Here is an 18719-nt window from a genome sequence, read left to right on the forward strand (position 1 = left end):
GCCGCGGACTTACCAGCCAGCGATCCGCAAGCCGACACGGATTTCGTATCGCGTCAGTCCGTCGTCGCGACCGCTTGATCCCGAAGGACCCGTAAACATGCTGCCGCCGGCAATGTCGGAGAAGCGGTAGCCGACATCGATCTTGATGGTATCCGTGACCTCATAGCTGAGGCCGGCCATCAGCGCATAGGTGAAGCGCCAGCTGCTTTCGCCATTGAGTTCTTGCTGGGAGAACGCCGCTCCCGAGCAGGTCGAAGCACCATCCGTGCACGCGGGTTGCGCATGCACGTTCCCCCATTTTACGTTGGTCGCCCCGATCCCGGCACCGACATAAGGGGTGAAACCGGCAATCGTCGCGAGGTCGGCATAGCCGTTCGCCATCACGCCATAGGCCCGAAGATCGCCGCGCGCACCGAAGGCGCAGCCGGTTCCGACGGCTGCGGATGCAGCACAAGGCAAATCGGTGCCGGCTGTGCCGGTGAACTTGCTTTTGAAAAAGTCGCCCGTGAAGTCGGCGCGCCAGATGTCGGTGAATTGATAGCCGATACCGGCACCGCCTGAGATCGGCCTGGAAAAACGTGCCGGATCGAATTCGCCGCCAGCAGTGGCGCCCCCGGCGTCAGTAAAGCGGTAGGCCGGCGCTTCGTTTCCTGTCCACGGCGCATAGCCAAGATCACCGCGAAGATACCAGCCCCTTGCCGATGCATCGCCGGCAATGGTGACCTCGGGTGCCTGCGTAATCGGGGGTTCCTCCGCCATCGCCGGACCGCCGAACAGAGCGAAGCTTGCCGCCGTGGCGCGGATGATGGTGGACGATTTCATTGCAATTCCCGACCGGGCAGAGAAATGCCCGCATGACTGACCATCCGGGCATTATTCCAACCAGATGCTAACGCGCGGTTAACTATGTTTGTTAACTTCGATCGGGGACGGGGAGAAACGAAAAAGGCGGCCCTGACGGCGGCCTTGAAGTCGAAGCGCTCGCAACAATGGGGTGTCGGCTATTGCAGCGAATAGCGCAGGCCGAGTTTGAAATCGTGCGAGGTAATGTTGTCGAAGTGCATCGGGCCGGTGTTCACCGTGTTGTCGTAGGAACGGAGCGGGCCGGTTTTTGCGTCGCCAAGATCGACGTAGCTATAGCCAAAATCGACGGTGAGGCGATCTGTCACTTGATAGCCGATGCCGGCATGGAGCGCCCAAGCAAAGTTCCAAGTGGATTCACTGTCACCATAAGCAACGCCTTGGGTCGGGACGTTGACATCCCTGAACCGAGAGATCGTGTTGCGTGAGGCACCGATGCCGGCGCCGACATAAGGCGTAATGCCTTCCCATGTGCCGATGTCGACATAGGCATTCGCCATCAACAGCCATTCCGATTTGGCAGCATCGTAGTCATTCGTACCATCCCAGACGGGTCCCGTCGCATCGGTATGACCGTAACGATCGAGCGCGGAAAAATCGGTCTTGCCGCGATACTGAACGATCGCATCGCCGCGGAGCCACTGGTTAAATTGATAACCGACGCCCAACCCACCGAGCAGGCCACTGTCAAATGAGCCCTCATCCGGAAATTCGTGGAGTTCCACGTCGTCAAACAATTCGTGCTGCATACTGCCAAGACGCTGGTTAGTCATGCCCAAGTCCCCGCGCAGGTACCATCCGCCGAAGGCGGGAGGGGGCGGAGGAGCCGGATCGACATAAAGATCGGCAGCGAGAACCGGGCCACCTGCCGTCAACGCCGCAGCCAGGGCAATCAAAAATCTCTTCATAGTATGCTCCAGAAACAATCGATGCCCGGGCGTGCGTCATTCGACCACGCCCGGCTTTTATTCATCCCAGAGTCTTACAAATTAGAGTTAATGTCAGATTAAATTCAGAAAATCTTTAGCATGATCTTGCGCACATGGCCGGACGCCGAAACAATGCCCGCCATGTTCACAAATACGGACGTCACGCGGCGTCGCGCGCACCACCGATTATACCAACCAGATCATTGACGATGCGTTCGATCTGGCCGCGGTCATCGCCTTCAGCCATGACCCGGATCAGCGGTTCGGTGCCGGACGGGCGGATAACAAGGCGGCCGCTATGACCGAGCTCGGCTTCTGCATCGGCGATTGCCTTCCGCACACGGGCGTCTTCAAGCGGCTTGCCGCCGGAAATGCGCACATTGCGAAGGAGCTGCGGCACTGGCTCGAAGCGGCGGCAAACTTCGCTCACCGTCTTGCCGGTCCGCTTGACCGCAGCAAGGATCTGCAATGCGGCCACTAGACCGTCGCCCGTCGTACCGTAGTCCGACAGCACGATGTGACCGGACTGCTCGCCACCGACGTTGTAGCTGTGCTGGCGCATGTGCTCGACGACATAGCGGTCACCGACCATCGTGCGTACGAGGCCGAGGCCCTTATCCTCGAGGAAGCGCTCCAGCCCGAGATTCGACATCACCGTCGCAACGATACCGCCGCCGCGAAGCTGCTGGCTTTCGGCAAAGCTCTCGGCAATGACAGCCATCAGCTGGTCGCCGTCGACAACAGCGCCGTTCTCATCGATGATGATCACGCGATCGGCGTCGCCGTCGAGCGCAATGCCGATATCGGCACGGACTTCATCGACCTTCTTCTGCAGAGCAACCGGGCTGGTCGAGCCGCAATTGAGATTGATGTTCGTGCCGTTCGGCTCGTTGCCGATGGTCACGACGTCGGCGCCGAGTTCCCAGAGAACAGCGGGCGCCACCTTGTAGGCGGCTCCGTTTGCGCAGTCGATCGCGATCCTTAAGCCTTGTAGCGTGACGTCACGCGGCAGCGTGCGCTTGGCATGCTCGATATAGCGGTCGTGCACGCCGTCAACACGCTTGGCGCGGCCGATGTCGTCGGCTTTGGCAAGCTGCGTCGAGAGATCCTTTTCAAGCAGATCCTCGATCTGCGATTCCAGATCGTCCGACAGCTTATAGCCATCTGGCCCGAATAGCTTGATGCCGTTGTCCTGGTAGGGATTGTGGGACGCCGAGATCATGACGCCGATGTCGGCGCGCAAGGACCGCGTCAGCATCGCCACGGCTGGCGTCGGGATAGGACCGAGAACAAAGGCATCGACGCCCGCAGCAGTGAAGCCTGCGACCATCGCGTTTTCGAGCATATAACCAGAAAGGCGGGTGTCCTTGCCTATGACAACGCGATGACGGTGGTTGCCTCGGCGAAAGATCGTTCCGACTGCAATCCCGACCCGCATCGCAAGGTCGGGTGTCATTGGGAACACATTGGATTGACCGCGAATACCGTCTGTACCGAAATAGCGTCTTTTCATATGCACCCCTGTGCCTTAGCGCGCCTTCTGGCTGCGCATTATTACTTGCAAAAATCACGTCGCCACGGGCGAATGTCGTTACAAGAGCTTCGAGTGAAGCCTCCCTATGTCACCGGCATGACATAAATCGCTGTCACCATCACGTAAATTCGCGAGAAAACCCATTACATCGCGTTACCGACGCGAAAGGCCGGAGTCCAGACTGGACCCCGGCCTTTCAGGCATTCTCAAGATAAATCAATGCGGCTGCGGCTCTAGGCCGGCTTCAGGCTCGTCACCCTTAGCCACCGGTCGGCTACCGGTCTTCGGAACGGCCGAGCCGCGGCTGGGCGGCGCGTCGTCGCCGAGATCGCGCGAAGGCTTTTCGCCGCGAATCAGCGCCTTGATTTCCTCGCCCGTCAACGTCTCGTATTCGAGCAATCCTTCGGCCAGCGCGACGAACTCGTCATGCTTGTCGGTGAGGATATCGCGGGCCTGGGTATAGGCCTCGTCGATCAGGCGGCGAACTTCGTTGTCGATCTTCTGGGCGGTGGCCTCGGAGACGTTCTTCGACTGCGAAACAGAGTGGCCGAGGAAGACCTCCTGCTGGTTCTCGCCGTAGGCCACCTGGCCGAGCTCGTCGGAGAAGCCCCATTGGGTGACCATCGCACGAGCAAGCTTGGTGGCTTGCTCGATGTCTGAGGATGCACCCGATGTGATGTTCTCCTTGCCGAAAGTCAGTTCCTCAGCAACGCGGCCGCCCATCATGATGCAGAGGCGCGAGACCATCCACTTGTAGCTCATCGAGTAGCGGTCGCCCTCGGGGAGCTGCATGACCATGCCAAGCGCACGGCCGCGGGGGATGATGGTTGCCTTGTGCAGCGGATCGGCGACCGCCACATTGAGTGCGGTGATCGCATGACCGGCTTCGTGATAGGCCGTGAGCTTCTTTTCAGCCTCGGTCATCGCCGAAGAGCGGCGCTCGGCGCCCATCATGATCTTGTCCTTGGCGTCCTCGAATTCCTGCATGGTCACGACGCGCTTGTTGCGGCGCGCAGCCATCAAGGCAGCTTCGTTAACGAGGTTCATCAGATCCGCGCCGGAGAAGCCGGGCGTACCGCGAGCCAGAACCTTGAGATCGACGTTCGGTGCCAGCGGAACGTTGCGGGCATGAACCTTCAGGATACGCTCGCGACCGACGATGTCGGGGTTCGGCACGACCACTTGGCGGTCGAAGCGGCCCGGACGCAGAAGTGCGGGATCGAGAACATCAGGGCGGTTCGTCGCCGCGATCAGGATGATGCCCTCGTTTGCTTCGAAGCCATCCATCTCGACCAGCAACTGGTTCAGCGTCTGCTCACGTTCATCGTTACCGCCGCCGAGACCGGCGCCGCGATGGCGACCGACAGCGTCGATTTCGTCGATGAAGATGATGCAGGGCGCATTCTTCTTGGCCTGTTCGAACATGTCGCGGACACGGCTTGCGCCGACGCCGACGAACATTTCGACGAAGTCGGAGCCCGAGATCGTGAAGAACGGCACATTGGCCTCGCCTGCAACAGAGCGGGCGAGCAGCGTCTTGCCGGTGCCCGGAGGGCCAACCAACAGAACGCCACGCGGAATCTTGCCGCCGAGGCGCTGGAATTTCTGCGGATCACGCAGGAATTCGACAATTTCCTCAAGGTCTTGCTTGGCCTCGTCGACGCCTGCGACGTCATCGAAGGTCACCCGGCCATGCGCTTCGGTCAGAAGCTTTGCCTTGGATTTGCCGAAGCCCATCGCACCGCGTGAGCCCCCCTGCATCTGCCGCATGAAGAAGAGCCAGACGCCCAGTATCAACAGCATCGGCAACAGCGTACCGATATAGCTCAGGAAGCCCGAAGAGCCATCGGTCTCCGGGCGCGCCGAAACGAGGACGTTCTTCTGCTGGAGGCGATCGAGCAGGCTGCCGTCAACAACAGGCGTATAGGTCTGGAAGGTGGTGCCGTTTTCAACATAGGTGCCGGTGACGCGGTTGCCCGTGACGACGACTTCCTTGACGCGGCCCGCATCCACTTCCCGCAGGAACTGCGAGTAAGGGATCTCGCGGGAGCTGGTCTGCGCCGGCGACGTCTGGAACATGCTGAACAGGGCAATCAGCAGAAGCGCAATGATTGCCCACAAGGCGAAATTACGTAAGTTAGGGTTCATCGAACTCCCCAGCACTGGAACAGCCACCTCATGGCGACCGTCTTATTTGGTCTCTAACATAGGATTGCCTTGGGTGAATGCCAAGGAAAACTGGACTGTTAGATAGATTTTCCGTCAATAAGACCTAATGGCGGTTTTGGATAGGGGCGCGTTCCAAAGGCAGCCGCAAGCCTGTCGGCAAAGATGAAGTCAAATCGTGTCAAAAAACGGTCGAACGGCGAGAAATAGGGACTGATCCTGACTTTCTCGGCAACACGAGAGGGAACTTCGGACCCAGCAGCGTCGACGACGCATGGCGCCGCTGACCGGGCCTGCCTGAGCACGCCCCTCGGTAGCCGGTCGCTCTGCATCTCAGCTCCGCCGGCAACGACGCCGATATCCGTCGGGGCTGCATTTTCAACGAGGAACCGCCTGTCCCAGACGCCGCGCGCGCCCGGCGCAAGCGTCAACGGCAGGATCCCACGGTTTTCACGAACGAGAAAAAGCCCGTCGCGCCGAAGGTCAAACACTACCCTGCCCGCGGTCATCCGATTTGGCTGATCGCTTTTGATAAGCGCCAGAACATCGTCCGTCTGCTTGCGTCCGAGCGGGAACGCCTGCCCGCCGAAAACCGCAGCAAGGCGCGCAATGGCATAATCAAGAATGCCCCTCTCCGCGGTGAGTCCGGCCGGGAGTACCTGGCCGACCAAGGGAGAATGCAGAACGAAATGCTGATCCAGCCATCTAGCCGCCGAAGCGGCGACGCTCGTGCGCAAGTCACCGGCCTCGCCCGCATCCGGGACGGCATCCGCCTCTTCGGCGAGGCGGGATCGCATCCGCACACGTTCATAGTTCGGGTCATCATTGCTTGGGTCGTCGATCCAGCCGACATGTCTTGTGCGAAGATATTCGCGGATCGCCTCTCGCCGACAGCTAAGCAGCGGTCGGGCAACCCAAATACGGCGATCAAAGAGCACGAGATCGGCGATGCCGGTGCTTGGCTGTTCTGAGCGCTCCCACCGCATGGCGAGCGTCTCGCGCTGATCGTCTGCCGTATGCGCGGTTACAACGATGTCGGCGTTGAAGTTCTCGGCGGCTTCGGCAAGCAGCGCGTAGCGGGCGTCGCGCGCAGCCGCCATGAGGCCGGCCTTGGGCTTTTCGCCCTGCCAGACTTTAACGACGTGCGGGATATCGAGCGACCCGCAGAGGGCAGCAACCTGGCGCGCCTCTTCGGCCGATTCTGTCCGCAGTGCATGATCCACTGTAACAGCGCAAAGAGAGATTTTCGAGTTGGGTACAGCCTTGCTCGCTTCGACAAGAGCCAAAAGCAGGCCTGTTGAATCGCTTCCGCCCGAAGTCGCAACAAGGATGCGCGAGGGCCCGATCAGCGAGTCAAGGAAACGGCGCGCTGCCGTCTCAGGTAGAAGGGGGCCATCCGGGCGCAAAACCGGAAGGCCCTAGCAGGCGAGACGCTTTTGCTCGCTGGCAACCTTGGTTATCACGGCACGCGAAGCCTTGGGGTAACGCTTCGAGACTTCCCGCAGCGTGGCGCATGCGGTTTCCGTATTGTCGAGCGCCGCAAGCGACATGCCCAGCTTGAGAAGCATTTCCGGCGCCTTTTCGGAGCTGCCATACTTCTTGTGAGCATCGAGGAACGTCTTGGCGGCCTCATTGTACTTGCCCTGCGAGTAGAGCGCTTCGCCAAGCCAGAAATTGGCATCCGCCGCGCGTGCGCTGCTCGGGTATTGAGCGATGTACTGGGTGAACTCCTGCTCGGCCGTCGAATAGTCCCCGGAAAGCACGTGGCCGTAGGCGGCCTTGTACTGGTCGGCTTCGCTGCCGAGCGAGGCCGTCTGCGACGAACGGCCGGAATCGACGCCAGGAACCGGGCCGGATCCGACCGTGGCATTCTCGTTGACCGAGCCTCCGACCGGATTGCCGCTCTGGTCGAACTGCATCGAACCGAGCTGCTTCGGCGGCTGGCCGAGACCATCATTTGCCGGAACGTCGGTCGAGGGAGCCGTTTCGGCTCCCTGCGGTGCTTGGATTACGCGGGCGACATCGTCACCACCGCTCCGGCCCTGCGCCGGAGGAGGCACATCGGCTTCGCTCTTTTTCATCGTCTTGGAGCTGCTGCCGGCACTACTGCCGCCGCCCTTTTCCAGCTCCTGGAAGCGGAATTCGTTGTCTTCCTGCGCCTTGCGGATCGTTTCCTGCATCTGCAGGAGCTGGAAGCTCATCTCTTCGATGCGGCCGTTCAGCTGGCGCAGCTGTTCTTCCAGCTGCTGGATGCGAACCTCAGGGCCGCCCGCCTGCACGTTTACAACCGGTGCCTGCGGTTGCCGATTGGCAGCCTTGCCGCCGATCTGCCACCCGAAAAGCGACGTCGCATTCGCCGATTGGCCCGCCCCGGCCACGGCCGCGAGGCACAGCATGCCCGCAACGACAAATTTCTTCATATGGTTTGTCCTGTCCCTGTGATTCTTCGCACCCATTGGCACGAACAGGAGATTTTTCCAATTGCTTTCAAAAAGCAACGGAAACTGGCCAAAGTGTGTTCAAAAAGAAAAGGCGGCCCGCGTTGGAGCCGCCTTTCGAAATTGTAATATTTCCCAGCAATTACATGCCGGCGCCACCGAGAACTGTAACGGCCCGGCGGTTCTGCGACCAGCAGGAAATATCGTCGCAGACGGCAACCGGGCGTTCCTTGCCGTAGGAGATCGTCTTCATGCGCTGTGCCGGAACGCCGCGCGAAGCAAGGTAATCCTTGGTGGCCGCTGCACGGCGAGCGCCGAGAGCAAGGTTGTATTCGCGCGTGCCGCGTTCGTCGGCGTGGCCTTCGATGGTGATCGCGTACTTCGGATAGCGGGCAAGCCACTGAGCCTGGCGGTCGAGGGTCTGGGAAGCGTCCGCGCGGATCGAGGTGGAGTCGGTGTCGAAGAAGATACGATCGCCGACGTTGACGGTGAAGTCCTGTGCAGAACCGGGCGTTGCGGCGCCGGCACCGAGGCCCAGGTCACCAGCGCTGTTCGCCATGTTCTTCTTGTTGGCGCAACCGGCCAAGGCAAGACCGGCGACAAGCGCGATCATGACGGGGTTACGGGCGAAATTCTGCATGCGGCTCATTGCCGGGGTGTGAATTCGGCTCATGGCCGGTCTCCTTGCGACTTGATTAAGGTTGCCGGACTGTAACCTCGTTGGGTTAATCGGCATTCAAGAATTATGGTTAACAGATGGTTGATTTGTCCCTCAGTCGCCCCAATCAGGGATTTTTGCGGCGACAAAAAGGCACATCCACAGGCTTTCCTACTCGAGAAGCGGCGACCAGGCCGGGTCCGAAGCGAAGTTCGGCGTCTTGATGAGCTGCTCGTTGTAGCCCGTCAGATCGATCGAGTAGAGCTGCGGACCGCCGGCACCAGCTGCCTGGCGGAAGAACATGATAACGCGGCCGTTCGGCGCCCAGGTCGGGCCCTCGTTGTGGAAGCCCGTCGTCAGGATGCGTTCACCCGAACCATCAGGCTTCATGACGCCGATCGAGAACTTGCCGCCCGACTGCTTGGTGAAGGCGATCAGATCGCCGCGCGGAGACCAGACCGGCGTCGAGTAGTTGCCGTCTCCGAAGGAGATACGGGTTTGGCCGGAGCCATCGGCATTCATCACGTAGATCTGCTGGTGGCCGCCACGGTCGCTTTCGAAGACGATGCGGTTGCCATCAGGCGAATAGGACGGCGAGGTATCGATCGCAGCAGTGGACGTCAGGCGCGTCGTGGTGCGCGAACGCAGGTCCATCGTGTAGATGTTTGCGTTGCCTTCCTGCTGAAGGCTCATGACGACTTTCTGTCCGTCAGGCGAGAAGCGCGGCGAGAAGGTCATGCCCGGAAAGTTGCCGACCACTTCGCGCTGTCCAGTTTCCAGTTGCAGCAGGTAAACCCGCGGCTGCTGGTTGGCGAAGGACATGTAGGTGACTTCCTGGCGGTTCGGCGAGAAGCGCGGCGTCAGCACGAGATCGCTGCCGTTCGTCAGCATGCGCACGTTGTAGCCGTCCTGGTCCATGATGGCGAGCTGGCGCTTGCGCTCCTGCTTCGTGCCGGACTCGGATACGAAGACGACGCGCGTATCGAAGTAGCCCTCTTCGCCGGTGATCTGCTTGTAGATCGCATCGGCGATAATATGGGCAACGCGACGCCAGTTCTCAGGCTGGGTGTAGAACTGCTGGCCCGTCATCTGCGTGCCGGCAAATGTATCCCAAAGGCGGAACTCGGCGCGCAGGCGCCCGTCGCTTTCCTGCGTCACGCGACCGGTAACGAGGGCCTGCGCATTGATGACCTTCCAATCTTCGAAGCGCGGAGCGGCATCCGGGTTGGAGATCTTCTCGATGAAGGCGTTCTTGTTGATCGGCGCAAAGAGGCCGGAGCGCTGAAGGTCGGCGGCAACCACTTGCGACACCTGGGCGCCCATGTCGCCTTGCAGGAAATCGGTGATCGCGATCGGCAGTGGCTCGACATTGCCCTTGTTGATGTTGATTTCGACAAGCGCGTTGGCCGGCGTGGCGACAACCGCAGTGGTTATCATGCCGACGGCGACCATCAAGGCGCGAATGAGGGAACACTTGGTCATGGAGGACAAGCCTTTCAGCATTTTAAAGTGCTAGATCGCTGGGATCGAAGTTGACGATAACTTCGCCCCAGGCGTCATATTTGTCTTTCGGGAGATTGGTGAAGGGCGACGACTTCATCACGGCACGCTTGGCACCGCTTGCCAACGCCATGCGCGTCGCCTCGTTGGTGCCGCCAACCGCTTCGACCTCGGGTGAGCCGATGATGTTACCGTCAGGATCCAGCTTCATGTGGACCTTGATGCGAACGTCGCTAGCACCTTCCATCCCCGGGATAACCGACCAGTTGCCGGCGATCGCACTACGCAGCGCATCCATCTCGCTCATCGAGAGCTTGGAGCCACCGGTGGCCTTCTTGGCACCGAGCGAAGCAACCTCGGTCGAACTTTTGGCTCCGCCATTCGACGGGTCCTGCTTGTTCAGCAGCGCCGCGATATCGTCGGCGTTGAAGTCGCTCTGCTTAGAGGAGGCGGACTTCGCTTTCTCCTGCTTCTTGTCGGCCTTCTTCTTGTCCGTCGGCTTTTCGTCCGCCTTCGCCTGATCCTCGGTCTTTTTCTCCGGGGGCTTTTCGGCCGGCTTCTGTTCCGGCGGCTTGGCTTGCGGCTTCACGACCGGAGTCGGAACCTTGTCCGGCAGCGCCTCGGCGTCCGGCTTCGGTGGCTCCGGCTGTTCCTGTGGCGTTTCCTCTGGCTTTGGCGGCGTCGGCGGGGTGATTTCCGGCTTCGGCGGCGTAATGGACGCGACCTGCTTCGGCTCGACGTCCGTCTCCTCCTTCATTATCTCCTTCACCTCGTTGGGGACGGGATCATTCTGAGGAAGAGGCTTTTCGACGGCCTTAGGGGCAGCAGCGCTCTCGTTATTGCTGGGCTTGGCGTTCGGGACCGGCGGCGCCTTGAGGTCGACCTTGTTCTCGCCCATGTTCTCGGCGTTTTCGACATTGGTCGGCTTGGCCGTCGGCTTCGGCGCCGGCTTTTCACTCGGCTTGGCCGTCTTGTCGCCCTGCTGCATCTGCGTCATTTCTTCGACGGGCACGAGGTCGACGGGCATCGCCTCGAAATCCTCGACCTTGAACTGCTCCGGGGAGCCGATCGAGATCAGCGCCCAGGCAAGCAGTGCACAGTGCAGAGCCGCAGATGTGACGATACTGGCCTTCATAGCGTTCGCTATTGGTCCTTCTTCTGCTGCGTCACGAGGCCGATGTTCTTGTAGCCAGCACCCTGGATGCGAGCCATGACGTCGGCGATCACGCCATAGGGCGCGGTCGCGTCGCCGCGAACGAAGATGCGTTCATTGTAGCCCGTCGTTGCGATCGCCTCGAGCTTCGCGGCAATCTCTTCGACCGGGATCGGTGTTTCCTGCAGGAACACCTGGCCGTCGTTCTTCACCGAGATCGTGATCGGCTGCGTTTCGGAATTCAGCGCCTTGGCCTGTGTTTCCGGCAAGTCGACGGGCACGCCGACCGTCATCATCGGTGCTGCCACCATGAAGATGATCAAAAGCACCAGCATGACGTCGACGAGCGGCGTCACGTTGATTTCGGAGATGGCACCACCTCTGTGGCCACCGCGACGACGACCACCGCGACCACCGCCGCTACCGCCACCGCTTGGAGCACCCATACCCATATCGTTGACTCCGTTCCCGTCGATTACTGCGCGGCCTGGCGCGGCTGCAGTTTTTCGTCGATCTGGCGCGAAAGGATGGCGGAGAATTCATCCGCGAAGCCTTCCATACGGCCCGAAAGCTTGCCGGCGTCGGCAGTGAACTTGTTGTAGGCGATAACGGCCGGGATAGCGGCAACAAGGCCAATTGCGGTTGCAAGCAGCGCTTCGGCGATACCGGGAGCAACGACCGCGAGGTTCGTCGACTTCGAGCCGGCGATTGCCTGGAACGAGGTCATGATACCGACGACCGTACCGAAGAGGCCGATGAACGGGCCGGCCGAACCGATCGTTGCCAGCGAGCCGAGACGGGCGGAGAGAAATTCGGATTCACGCGCCAGCGTAACGTCCATGGCGCGGTCGATACGCATCTGCAGACCGATCGGGGAGCGCGCACCGCGCTCAAACGACTTCTTCCATTCGCGCATCGCCGCAACGAAGATCGCGGCAAGGCCGGTGTTGTTGCGCTCCGATAGCGTGCGATAGAGCTCTTCCAGCGACTGGCCCGACCAGAACACCTGCTCGAACTTCTCGAACTGGCGCCGTGCGCGACCATACGCCAGATACTTGTCGATGACGATCGCCCAGGTCCAGACCGAGGCTGCGATGAGCCCGAGCATGACCAGCTTGACGACGAGACCTGCCTGCATAAACAGCGACCAGAGGCTGACGTCGGCCGTTGCTGCTGCCAATCCTACTTGTTCCATTGATCCAAAATCCCCGAATCCAAACGCCCGGCACTTGACCGGGCGGCACAAAGTGATCTCGCAAGAAGTGTCTGGCGGCCGCCGCCCAAAGCCCTGGTCAAGCTTCCAAGCTCTTATCCGCCTTCCTTGCCGTCAAATTTGGTCAAAGGAAGGCGTGCACCGCACAAACTCTGACAATCCGAGTAAGACACTATTATGGTTAACAGTTCGTTAGCGCCGGATCATGACAGCGAAACTATCGGCGAAAGATTTATCCCTTGGATTACTTGGTCAGATCTAGCTCGATGACCACAACAGCGCATATCTTCCAGCGCGCGAATTCCTTCACACAAAACTCATGTTTATGCAAGGCCGGAATCCCGTGTCTTTTCAGCGTTCGCGATCAACCCGGGCGAATCGCTGCACGCAAAGGATGTTGATCGCACTGCGCGCGGCAACGGCTCACGGCCCGCGGAGCGGCTTGCTGCCTTCGAGAAACTTCTCGGCAAGTGTCTCCGGCAGTCTTCGGGGCCTCGCATTGGCGTTAATGACGGCGATGATCACCTTGGCGGCGATCAGCAGCGTTTCGCCGCGCCGGATTTCCTGATTGAGGACCATCTTGGCGCCGCCTGCTCTTTCGGTGTGGGTCAGCACCGTCAGGATGTCATCCATCCGTGCCGGCTGCTTGAAGTCGATCTCCATGCGATGGACGACGAAGACAAGCCCCTCCTCGTCCGCATTGATAAGCTCTCGTTGCTCGACGCCGAGGCACCGGAGGTAATCTGTGCGGCCGCGCTCGAGGAAGTGCAGGTAGCGGGCATGGTAGACGAGGCCGGAAAAATCCGTGTCCTCGTAATAAACCCGCTGCAGGAGCCGGTGACCCGTTTCCGTGAGTTCACCCGAAATCGAAAAACCGTTGTCCGCCATAATTTTCTCCAAAGCCACGCGCCCTCTTTGGCGGAAGACTTTCCGCCTTGCAAGCATTGAACAATTGTCACGCTTCCTAAGTAATTTTTGACAGAGACATTCAAGCAGGAGACACCGCGATGAAGATTGCAGTGATGGGCGGGGACGGATTCATCGGCTGGCCGACATCATTGCATCTTTCGGACGCGGGGCATGAGATCCATATCCTCGACAATCTTTCGCGGCGGTGGATCGACACCGAACTCGGGGTCCAGTCGCTGACCCCGATGGACTCGATCCAGGAGCGCACGCGCATCTGGCACGCCGAAACTGGCCGGCGCATTCATTTCAACCTGATCGACCTCGCCAAGGACTACGAGCTCCTGAAGAAGTGGCTCGCCGAGAACCGTCCGGATGCCGTCATTCACTTTGCCGAGCAGCGTGCCGCCCCCTACTCGATGAAGAGCGACCGCCACAAGAACTACACCGTCAACAACAACGTTAACGCCACCCATAACCTCCTGAATGCGCTTGTCGAACTCCAGCTCGACGCACATCTCATCCACCTCGGCACGATGGGCGTCTACGGCTATTCGACGGTCGGGGCGGCGATCCCCGAGGGGTATCTGCCCGTTGGCATCGAGACGGCGAGCGGCGAGACCGTCTGCCAGGAAATCCTCTATCCGTCCAATCCCGGCTCGATCTATCACATGACCAAATGCCTGGATCAGTTGCTTTTCCATTTCTACGCCAAGAACGACCGCCTGCGCATAACCGACCTGCACCAGGGAATCGTTTGGGGAACGCATACCGAGCAGACACGCCGGCACCCTCAACTCGTCAATCGCTTCGACTATGACGGCGACTACGGCACCGTGCTGAACCGCTTCCTCATCCAGGCGGCGATCGGCTATCCCCTGACCGTCCATGGCACCGGTGGCCAAACCCGCGCCTTCATCCATATCCAGGACTCGGTACGCTGCATCGAGCTTGCCTTGAACAACCCGCCTGCCCGCGGAGCCCGTGTCGAAATCTTCAACCAGATGACCGAAACGCATCGCGTGCGCGATCTCGCGGAAATGATCGCAAAGATGAGCGGCGCCGAAATTGCCTGGCTACCGAACCCGCGCAAGGAAGCACCGGAAAACGAACTCATCGTCAAGAACGAGAAATTTCGCCATCTCGGCCTCGATCCGATCACCCTCCAGGCAGGTCTTCTGAGCGAGATCGTCGATGTCGCCAAGAAATTTGCCTATCGCGTTGACCGGTCGCGCGTGCCTGCCGTTTCCGCTTGGACGAAGGACATTGCCGCCACGATTAACCATGATCCGGAAGGCAAGAGGCTGAAGTCCGTTTCATGAGTGAGCCCCGGCACGCCTATGTCACTCTCGTCACCAACGACGATTACGCCAAGGGTGCCAAGGCGCTTGCAACATCCTTGCGCCGAACCGCTACCCCAGCGGTCATCGTCGTCCTCCATACCGCGGGCGTTGACCAAGCCAGCCTCGACCCACTCCTAAAGCTCGACTGCCGCCTGGTGCCGGTCGAGCATCTGCCGCTGTCAGCCGAGTTCAATGAGCGTCATGCTCGATCCAATCTGCACGCCGCGGCTCCCTTCAAGAAAGGACGCAAGCCGGCGTTTCACTCGCCGCTCGACAATTTCTGCAAGCTGCGCCTCTGGCAGCTGACCGAATACACCAGTTGCGTCTTCATCGATGCCGATGCGATCGTGTTGCACAACATCGACAAGCTCTTCCGCTATCCCGAGTTTTCGGCCGCCCCGAACGTCTATGAATCCCTCGAGGACTTCCAGCGGCTGAACTCCGGCGTCTTCGTCGCGCAACCGTCTGAAGACACATTCCAACGCATGCTGGAGCGACTGGATCAGCCGGGAGTGTTCTGGAAGCGGACGGACCAGACCTTCCTGCAGGAATTTTTCCCGGATTGGCACGGCCTGCCGATCTATTTCAACATGCTCCAATATGTCTGGTTTACCATGCCCCAGCTTTGGGATTGGCACAGCATTTCCGTCCTGCACTACCAGTATGAGAAGCCGTGGGAGACGAATCATCCGAAGGTCGATAAACTGCGGCCGCTGATCGACCTTTGGCATGCATTCTATGCCGGCGATGACCTGCCGGATCTATCGACCATGGCGAACCCGGAAGAGGCAGCATGAAGGTATTGGTATCGGGGGGAACAGGTCTCGTCGGGCGCTATATCGTCGAAGAACTGCTCGCCGCCGGCTATACCGTGATCATCGGCGGCCGCCACGCTCCCCTGCCCCGCTTCTTTTCGAGACCGGTCGAGTTCGCCCCGCTCTCGCTCGATCCGGCGCACGATCATATCGAAGCCTTCGAGGACGCCTATTTCTTCGTGCACGCCGCCTTCCACCACCTGCCCGGCAAATACCGCGGCGGCGAGGGCGACGACCCGGAGACGTTCAAGCGCTTCAACCTCGACGGCAGCGTCCGGCTTTTCGAAGCAGCCAAACGCGCCGGCACGCGCCGCTGCGTTTTCATTTCCAGCCGCGCCGCCTACGGCGAGCACGCACCGGGAACCACACTGAAAGAGGGCATGCCCGACAAGCCCGAGACCCTCTACGGCCAGGTCAAGCTTGATGCCGAGCGCAGTCTCGCACACCTCGCGGCGCCCGTCTTCACAACGGCCAGCCTCCGATTGACCGGCGTCTATGGCGACCTCCGACCGAACAAATGGGACAGACTGATCGAAGATTACCTAGCCGGCCGCCACCTGCCATCACGCGCCGGAACCGAGGTCCACGGAAGAGACGTCGGCAAGGCCGTACGGCTCATGCTGGAAGCGGACGCCGCGCGTATCTCCGGCGAGACCTTCAACGTCTCCGATGTCACGCTGGATACCTGGGACATCCTGGAACACATTCGCTGGGAGCGCGATTGCGTGAACAGGCTCCCGCTTCCCGCCGACAAGGCGCAGCTTACGCCGATGGACACGGCGAAGATCCGTGCTCTCGGTTGGTCGCCGGGCGGCATGCCGCTGTTCAATGAAACGATCCATGCGCTCGCTACGCTTGCATAGGTGGCACAGGCCCACTCAAGCCTGAAGTTGCAGACTGCACCGGATAGTGCAATCCGGAGGATAGTATGCAAGTCGGTTCCGCATCAGCGCTCAACATCCTGCGCAACACCTATTCCGCCGACAATCTCAATATATCGGCCGACAGCACCAGCGCGCGCCTGAAGATATTGCAGAATGCGGCAAAGGCACAGGAAAGCCTGCGCGAGAGCATGGCCACCTCGGCCGAAGCGGCGAAGGCCAGAGCGGCGCGCAAGCTTGAGGAAGCCAAGCAGCAACTCGAAATGCTGAAGAGCGGCGGCTACCCGCCGGAGGTCGTCGCCCGGCTTGCTGCCGAACTCGCTCACAAGATCAGCGCCGCTGCTGCGGAATTTGCCTCGGCTGTTGCGGCCAGCGCCACAAACATTGCTTCCACAGCCGATGCCTCTGTCGCAACTGAAGATACCGGAGCAGCCTCGGCAGACGCCACAGCTCACGCATCCGCCGCAGATGCAACGACGTCTTCGGATAGCACCGACACGAGCGCAACCGAGGCAGACGAACCCGACGGCGCAACGGCTGCGCGCAACGCCTACAAGAGCATCGTCGAAGACGGACAGCAGGCGTCCGTAGGCATCTCCGCCGAGGATCGCAAGACGATGGAAGAGTTCAAGGCCGTCCTGCAGGAGGTCCGGCAGTTGATGGACAAGGCCATGCGCGAACTGCGCGCAAGGACTGGTCAGCAGGCACCAGGCGCGAACGCCTATGCGTTTGAGGCACAGGCCGACGCCTCAACCGTACCGGCCAGCATCACGATTTGACCTGGTTGGCTCCGGTGGGTGGTCAAAGGTCGCATTGTCCCGTTGAAATGATCAGCAAGACCTTTATCGTCTGCTGAAAACAGCGCGATGGACCGTATGACCCCGAAAGAACTGAAAGCCGAAATGCGTGCCGGCCGGCTCGCTCTGCGCGACGCCATCCCGGAAGCCACCCGCATCGAGATGAGCCTGGCCATGGCCGAGCATGCCGGCGAGGCCGTCGCGTTCGATCCCGGCACCGTTGTTTCCGGCTTCCTGCCGATCCGCTCGGAGGCCGACATCCGGCCGCTTCTGGCGCGGTTCCAGGCGCGCGGAGCACGGCTTTGCGTGCCCGCCATCCTCGACAAGCAGACAATCGTGTTTCGCGAACTCGTGCGCGGTGTCCCTTTGGTCACCACAGGCTTCGGCACCTCGGGACCGCCGGCGGACGCCGCCGTGCTCGATCCCGAAATCATGCTGGTTCCCCTCTCCGCTTTCGACAATCGCGGCCACCGCATCGGTTACGGTGCCGGCTATTATGACCGCGCCATCGACCGTTTGCGGCAAAAAGGCCTGCATCCCAAGCTGATCGGCATTGCATTCGACTGCCAGGAAGTGGCACATGTGCCCGACGAGCCGCACGATGTCAGCCTGGACGCCCTTCTGACGGAAAGCGGGCTGCGCTTTTTTGCCTCTTGGATTGGATAGCAATGCGACTGCTTTTTCTGGGTGACATGGTGGGTAAGACCGGACGCACCGCCGTCTGGAACCGCCTCCCCGGCCTCATTTCTGACCTGAAGCTCGATTTCGTCGTCGTCAACGGCGAGAACGCCGCCGGCGGTTTTGGCATCACCGAGGATATCTTCCTCGAGACGATAAACGCCGGCGCCGATGTCGTCACGACGGGCAACCACGTCTGGGATCAGAAGGAAGCGGTCGCATTTGCCGGGCGTCACGACCAGTTCCTGCGACCGGCCAACTATCCGCAGGGCACGCCAGGCCGCGGCTCGGGGCTGTTCTACGCCCGCAACGGTGCACGCGTGCTGGTCGCAAATGTCATGGGTCGCGTCTTCATGCATCCCGAACTCGACGATCCCTTCAAGTCTGCAGAAGCGATCCTCGATGCCTGCCCGCTCAAGGAACAGGCCGATGCGATCATCTTCGACTTCCATGCCGAAGCGACAAGCGAGAAGCAGTGCTTCGGTCATTTCGTCGACGGCCGCGCCAGCTTCGTCGTCGGCACCCACACACATGTGCCGACCGCCGACCACCAGATCCTGAACGGTGGTACCGCCTACATGTCGGATGCCGGCATGTGCGGCGACTACGACTCCTCGCTCGGCATGGATAAGGAGGAGCCGCTGAACCGGTTCATCTCCAAGATGCCGAAGGGCCGCATGGAAGCAGCGACCGGCCCTGCCACCATCTGCGGTGTCGGCGTTGAGATCTCCGATGCGACCGGCCTGGCTGAAAAGATCGCTCCGCTGCGTCTCGGTCCCCGGCTTGCCGAGACTATTCCGGAGTTCTGGCGCTAGAGCCTTTCCCGCCATGACGCAAACGTGAGAAG

Annotated in this window: 18 protein-coding genes; 6 read left to right on the forward strand and 12 right to left on the reverse strand. The window is 60.5% G+C overall.

All coding sequences use genetic code 11. The annotated features are described in order from the left end of the window. Nucleotides 1-9: 9 nt before the first annotated feature. The 12 genes from IB248_RS22915 to ybgC form a co-directional block, all read right to left on the reverse strand. On the reverse strand, nt 10-822 hold the full coding sequence (locus tag IB248_RS22915) for an outer membrane protein (protein WP_018859217.1): 813 nt from the start codon (nt 820-822) through the stop codon (nt 10-12). A 179-nt stretch (nt 823-1001) separates the two neighbouring features. Beyond that, entirely contained in the window at nt 1002-1769 is a 768-nt protein-coding gene (locus tag IB248_RS22920; RefSeq protein WP_018859216.1) for an outer membrane protein, read from the reverse strand. A gap of 181 nt (nt 1770-1950) precedes the next feature. Beyond that, nucleotides 1951-3303: a phosphoglucosamine mutase gene (gene glmM, locus IB248_RS22925; protein ID WP_018859215.1), complete on the reverse strand. Its 1353-nt coding sequence runs from the start codon at nt 3301-3303 to the stop codon at nt 1951-1953. A gap of 237 nt (nt 3304-3540) precedes the next feature. After that, the gene (ftsH, locus tag IB248_RS22930) at nt 3541-5472 is read right to left on the reverse strand and encodes an ATP-dependent zinc metalloprotease FtsH (protein WP_025660918.1); all 1932 of its coding nucleotides are present in this window, start codon (nt 5470-5472) and stop codon (nt 3541-3543) included. A 98-nt stretch (nt 5473-5570) separates the two neighbouring features. Beyond that, entirely contained in the window at nt 5571-6896 is a 1326-nt protein-coding gene (gene tilS, locus IB248_RS22935; RefSeq protein WP_018859213.1) for a tRNA lysidine(34) synthetase TilS, read from the reverse strand. 12 nt (nt 6897-6908) lie between these two features. Continuing rightward, complete coding sequence (ybgF, locus tag IB248_RS22940) at nt 6909-7910, reverse strand: tol-pal system protein YbgF (RefSeq protein ID WP_026372052.1); 1002 nt, start codon at nt 7908-7910, stop codon at nt 6909-6911. Between the two features lie 160 nt (nt 7911-8070). Further along, a complete protein-coding gene (pal, locus tag IB248_RS22945) occupies nt 8071-8601 on the reverse strand; it encodes a peptidoglycan-associated lipoprotein Pal (RefSeq protein ID WP_007802639.1) in 531 nt (176 codons plus the stop codon). 156 nt (nt 8602-8757) lie between these two features. Further along, nucleotides 8758-10068, reverse strand: coding sequence for a Tol-Pal system beta propeller repeat protein TolB (gene tolB / locus IB248_RS22950; RefSeq protein ID WP_018859210.1), 1311 nt, complete (start codon nt 10066-10068; stop codon nt 8758-8760). Nucleotides 10069-10090: 22 nt separating this feature from the next. After that, entirely contained in the window at nt 10091-11221 is a 1131-nt protein-coding gene (locus IB248_RS22955) for a cell envelope integrity protein TolA (RefSeq protein ID WP_018859209.1), read from the reverse strand. 8 nt (nt 11222-11229) lie between these two features. Next, nucleotides 11230-11685 (reverse strand): protein TolR, encoded by a 456-nt coding sequence (gene tolR, locus IB248_RS22960; protein WP_025660914.1) that lies wholly within the window; start codon nt 11683-11685, stop codon nt 11230-11232. 29 nt (nt 11686-11714) lie between these two features. After that, entirely contained in the window at nt 11715-12434 is a 720-nt protein-coding gene (tolQ, locus tag IB248_RS22965; RefSeq protein ID WP_016557208.1) for a protein TolQ, read from the reverse strand. A 441-nt stretch (nt 12435-12875) separates the two neighbouring features. Further along, the gene (gene ybgC, locus IB248_RS22970; protein WP_112646151.1) at nt 12876-13340 is read right to left on the reverse strand and encodes a tol-pal system-associated acyl-CoA thioesterase; all 465 of its coding nucleotides are present in this window, start codon (nt 13338-13340) and stop codon (nt 12876-12878) included. Between the two features lie 119 nt (nt 13341-13459). Between ybgC and IB248_RS22975 the strand changes: the two genes are divergently transcribed. The 6 genes from IB248_RS22975 (at nt 13460) to IB248_RS23000 (ending at nt 18687) form a co-directional block, all read left to right on the forward strand. After that, nucleotides 13460-14680, forward strand: a complete 1221-nt coding sequence (locus IB248_RS22975) for an NAD-dependent epimerase/dehydratase family protein (protein WP_192241692.1) — start codon at nt 13460-13462, stop codon at nt 14678-14680. Beyond that, entirely contained in the window at nt 14677-15498 is an 822-nt protein-coding gene (locus tag IB248_RS22980) for a glycosyltransferase (RefSeq protein ID WP_018859205.1), read from the forward strand. Before IB248_RS22975 ends, IB248_RS22980 begins: the two co-directional genes overlap by 4 nt. Next, complete coding sequence (locus IB248_RS22985) at nt 15495-16379, forward strand: NAD(P)-dependent oxidoreductase (protein WP_018859204.1); 885 nt, start codon at nt 15495-15497, stop codon at nt 16377-16379. Before IB248_RS22980 ends, IB248_RS22985 begins: the two co-directional genes overlap by 4 nt. Nucleotides 16380-16444: 65 nt before the next feature. Further along, a complete protein-coding gene (locus IB248_RS22990; RefSeq protein WP_018859203.1) occupies nt 16445-17176 on the forward strand; it encodes a hypothetical protein in 732 nt (243 codons plus the stop codon). Nucleotides 17177-17272: 96 nt separating this feature from the next. Further along, nucleotides 17273-17860 carry a 5-formyltetrahydrofolate cyclo-ligase gene (locus tag IB248_RS22995; RefSeq protein ID WP_026372051.1) on the forward strand — a complete coding sequence of 196 codons (588 nt, stop codon included), beginning with the start codon at nt 17273-17275 and terminating at the stop codon, nt 17858-17860. A 2-nt stretch (nt 17861-17862) separates the two neighbouring features. Continuing rightward, nucleotides 17863-18687, forward strand: coding sequence for a TIGR00282 family metallophosphoesterase (locus tag IB248_RS23000; RefSeq protein ID WP_016557201.1), 825 nt, complete (start codon nt 17863-17865; stop codon nt 18685-18687). Nucleotides 18688-18719: the final 32 nt, after the last annotated feature.

The organism is Rhizobium sp. RHZ01 (assembly GCF_014851595.1).
Taxonomy (GTDB): domain Bacteria; phylum Pseudomonadota; class Alphaproteobacteria; order Rhizobiales; family Rhizobiaceae; genus Rhizobium; species Rhizobium altiplani.

Excerpts from the sequence above, each read along its gene's own strand:
- tolQ (WP_016557208.1), bottom strand. The coding sequence starts at position 12,434 with ATGGAACAAGTAGGATTGGCAGCAGCAACGGCCGACGTCAGCCTCTGG.
- pal (WP_007802639.1), bottom strand. The coding sequence starts at position 8,601 with ATGAGCCGAATTCACACCCCGGCAATGAGCCGCATGCAGAATTTCGCC.
- ftsH (WP_025660918.1), bottom strand. The coding sequence starts at position 5,472 with ATGAACCCTAACTTACGTAATTTCGCCTTGTGGGCAATCATTGCGCTT.
- tolB (WP_018859210.1), bottom strand. The coding sequence starts at position 10,068 with ATGACCAAGTGTTCCCTCATTCGCGCCTTGATGGTCGCCGTCGGCATG.
- IB248_RS22955 (WP_018859209.1), bottom strand. The coding sequence starts at position 11,221 with ATGAAGGCCAGTATCGTCACATCTGCGGCTCTGCACTGTGCACTGCTT.
- IB248_RS22995 (WP_026372051.1), top strand. The coding sequence starts at position 17,273 with ATGACCCCGAAAGAACTGAAAGCCGAAATGCGTGCCGGCCGGCTCGCT.
- IB248_RS22980 (WP_018859205.1), top strand. The coding sequence starts at position 14,677 with ATGAGTGAGCCCCGGCACGCCTATGTCACTCTCGTCACCAACGACGAT.
- tolR (WP_025660914.1), bottom strand. The coding sequence starts at position 11,685 with ATGGGTGCTCCAAGCGGTGGCGGTAGCGGCGGTGGTCGCGGTGGTCGT.
- ybgF (WP_026372052.1), bottom strand. The coding sequence starts at position 7,910 with ATGAAGAAATTTGTCGTTGCGGGCATGCTGTGCCTCGCGGCCGTGGCC.
- IB248_RS23000 (WP_016557201.1), top strand. The coding sequence starts at position 17,863 with ATGCGACTGCTTTTTCTGGGTGACATGGTGGGTAAGACCGGACGCACC.
- IB248_RS22990 (WP_018859203.1), top strand. The coding sequence starts at position 16,445 with ATGCAAGTCGGTTCCGCATCAGCGCTCAACATCCTGCGCAACACCTAT.
- IB248_RS22920 (WP_018859216.1), bottom strand. The coding sequence starts at position 1,769 with ATGAAGAGATTTTTGATTGCCCTGGCTGCGGCGTTGACGGCAGGTGGC.
- glmM (WP_018859215.1), bottom strand. The coding sequence starts at position 3,303 with ATGAAAAGACGCTATTTCGGTACAGACGGTATTCGCGGTCAATCCAAT.
- IB248_RS22985 (WP_018859204.1), top strand. The coding sequence starts at position 15,495 with ATGAAGGTATTGGTATCGGGGGGAACAGGTCTCGTCGGGCGCTATATC.
- IB248_RS22915 (WP_018859217.1), bottom strand. The coding sequence starts at position 822 with ATGAAATCGTCCACCATCATCCGCGCCACGGCGGCAAGCTTCGCTCTG.
- ybgC (WP_112646151.1), bottom strand. The coding sequence starts at position 13,340 with ATGGCGGACAACGGTTTTTCGATTTCGGGTGAACTCACGGAAACGGGT.
- IB248_RS22975 (WP_192241692.1), top strand. The coding sequence starts at position 13,460 with ATGAAGATTGCAGTGATGGGCGGGGACGGATTCATCGGCTGGCCGACA.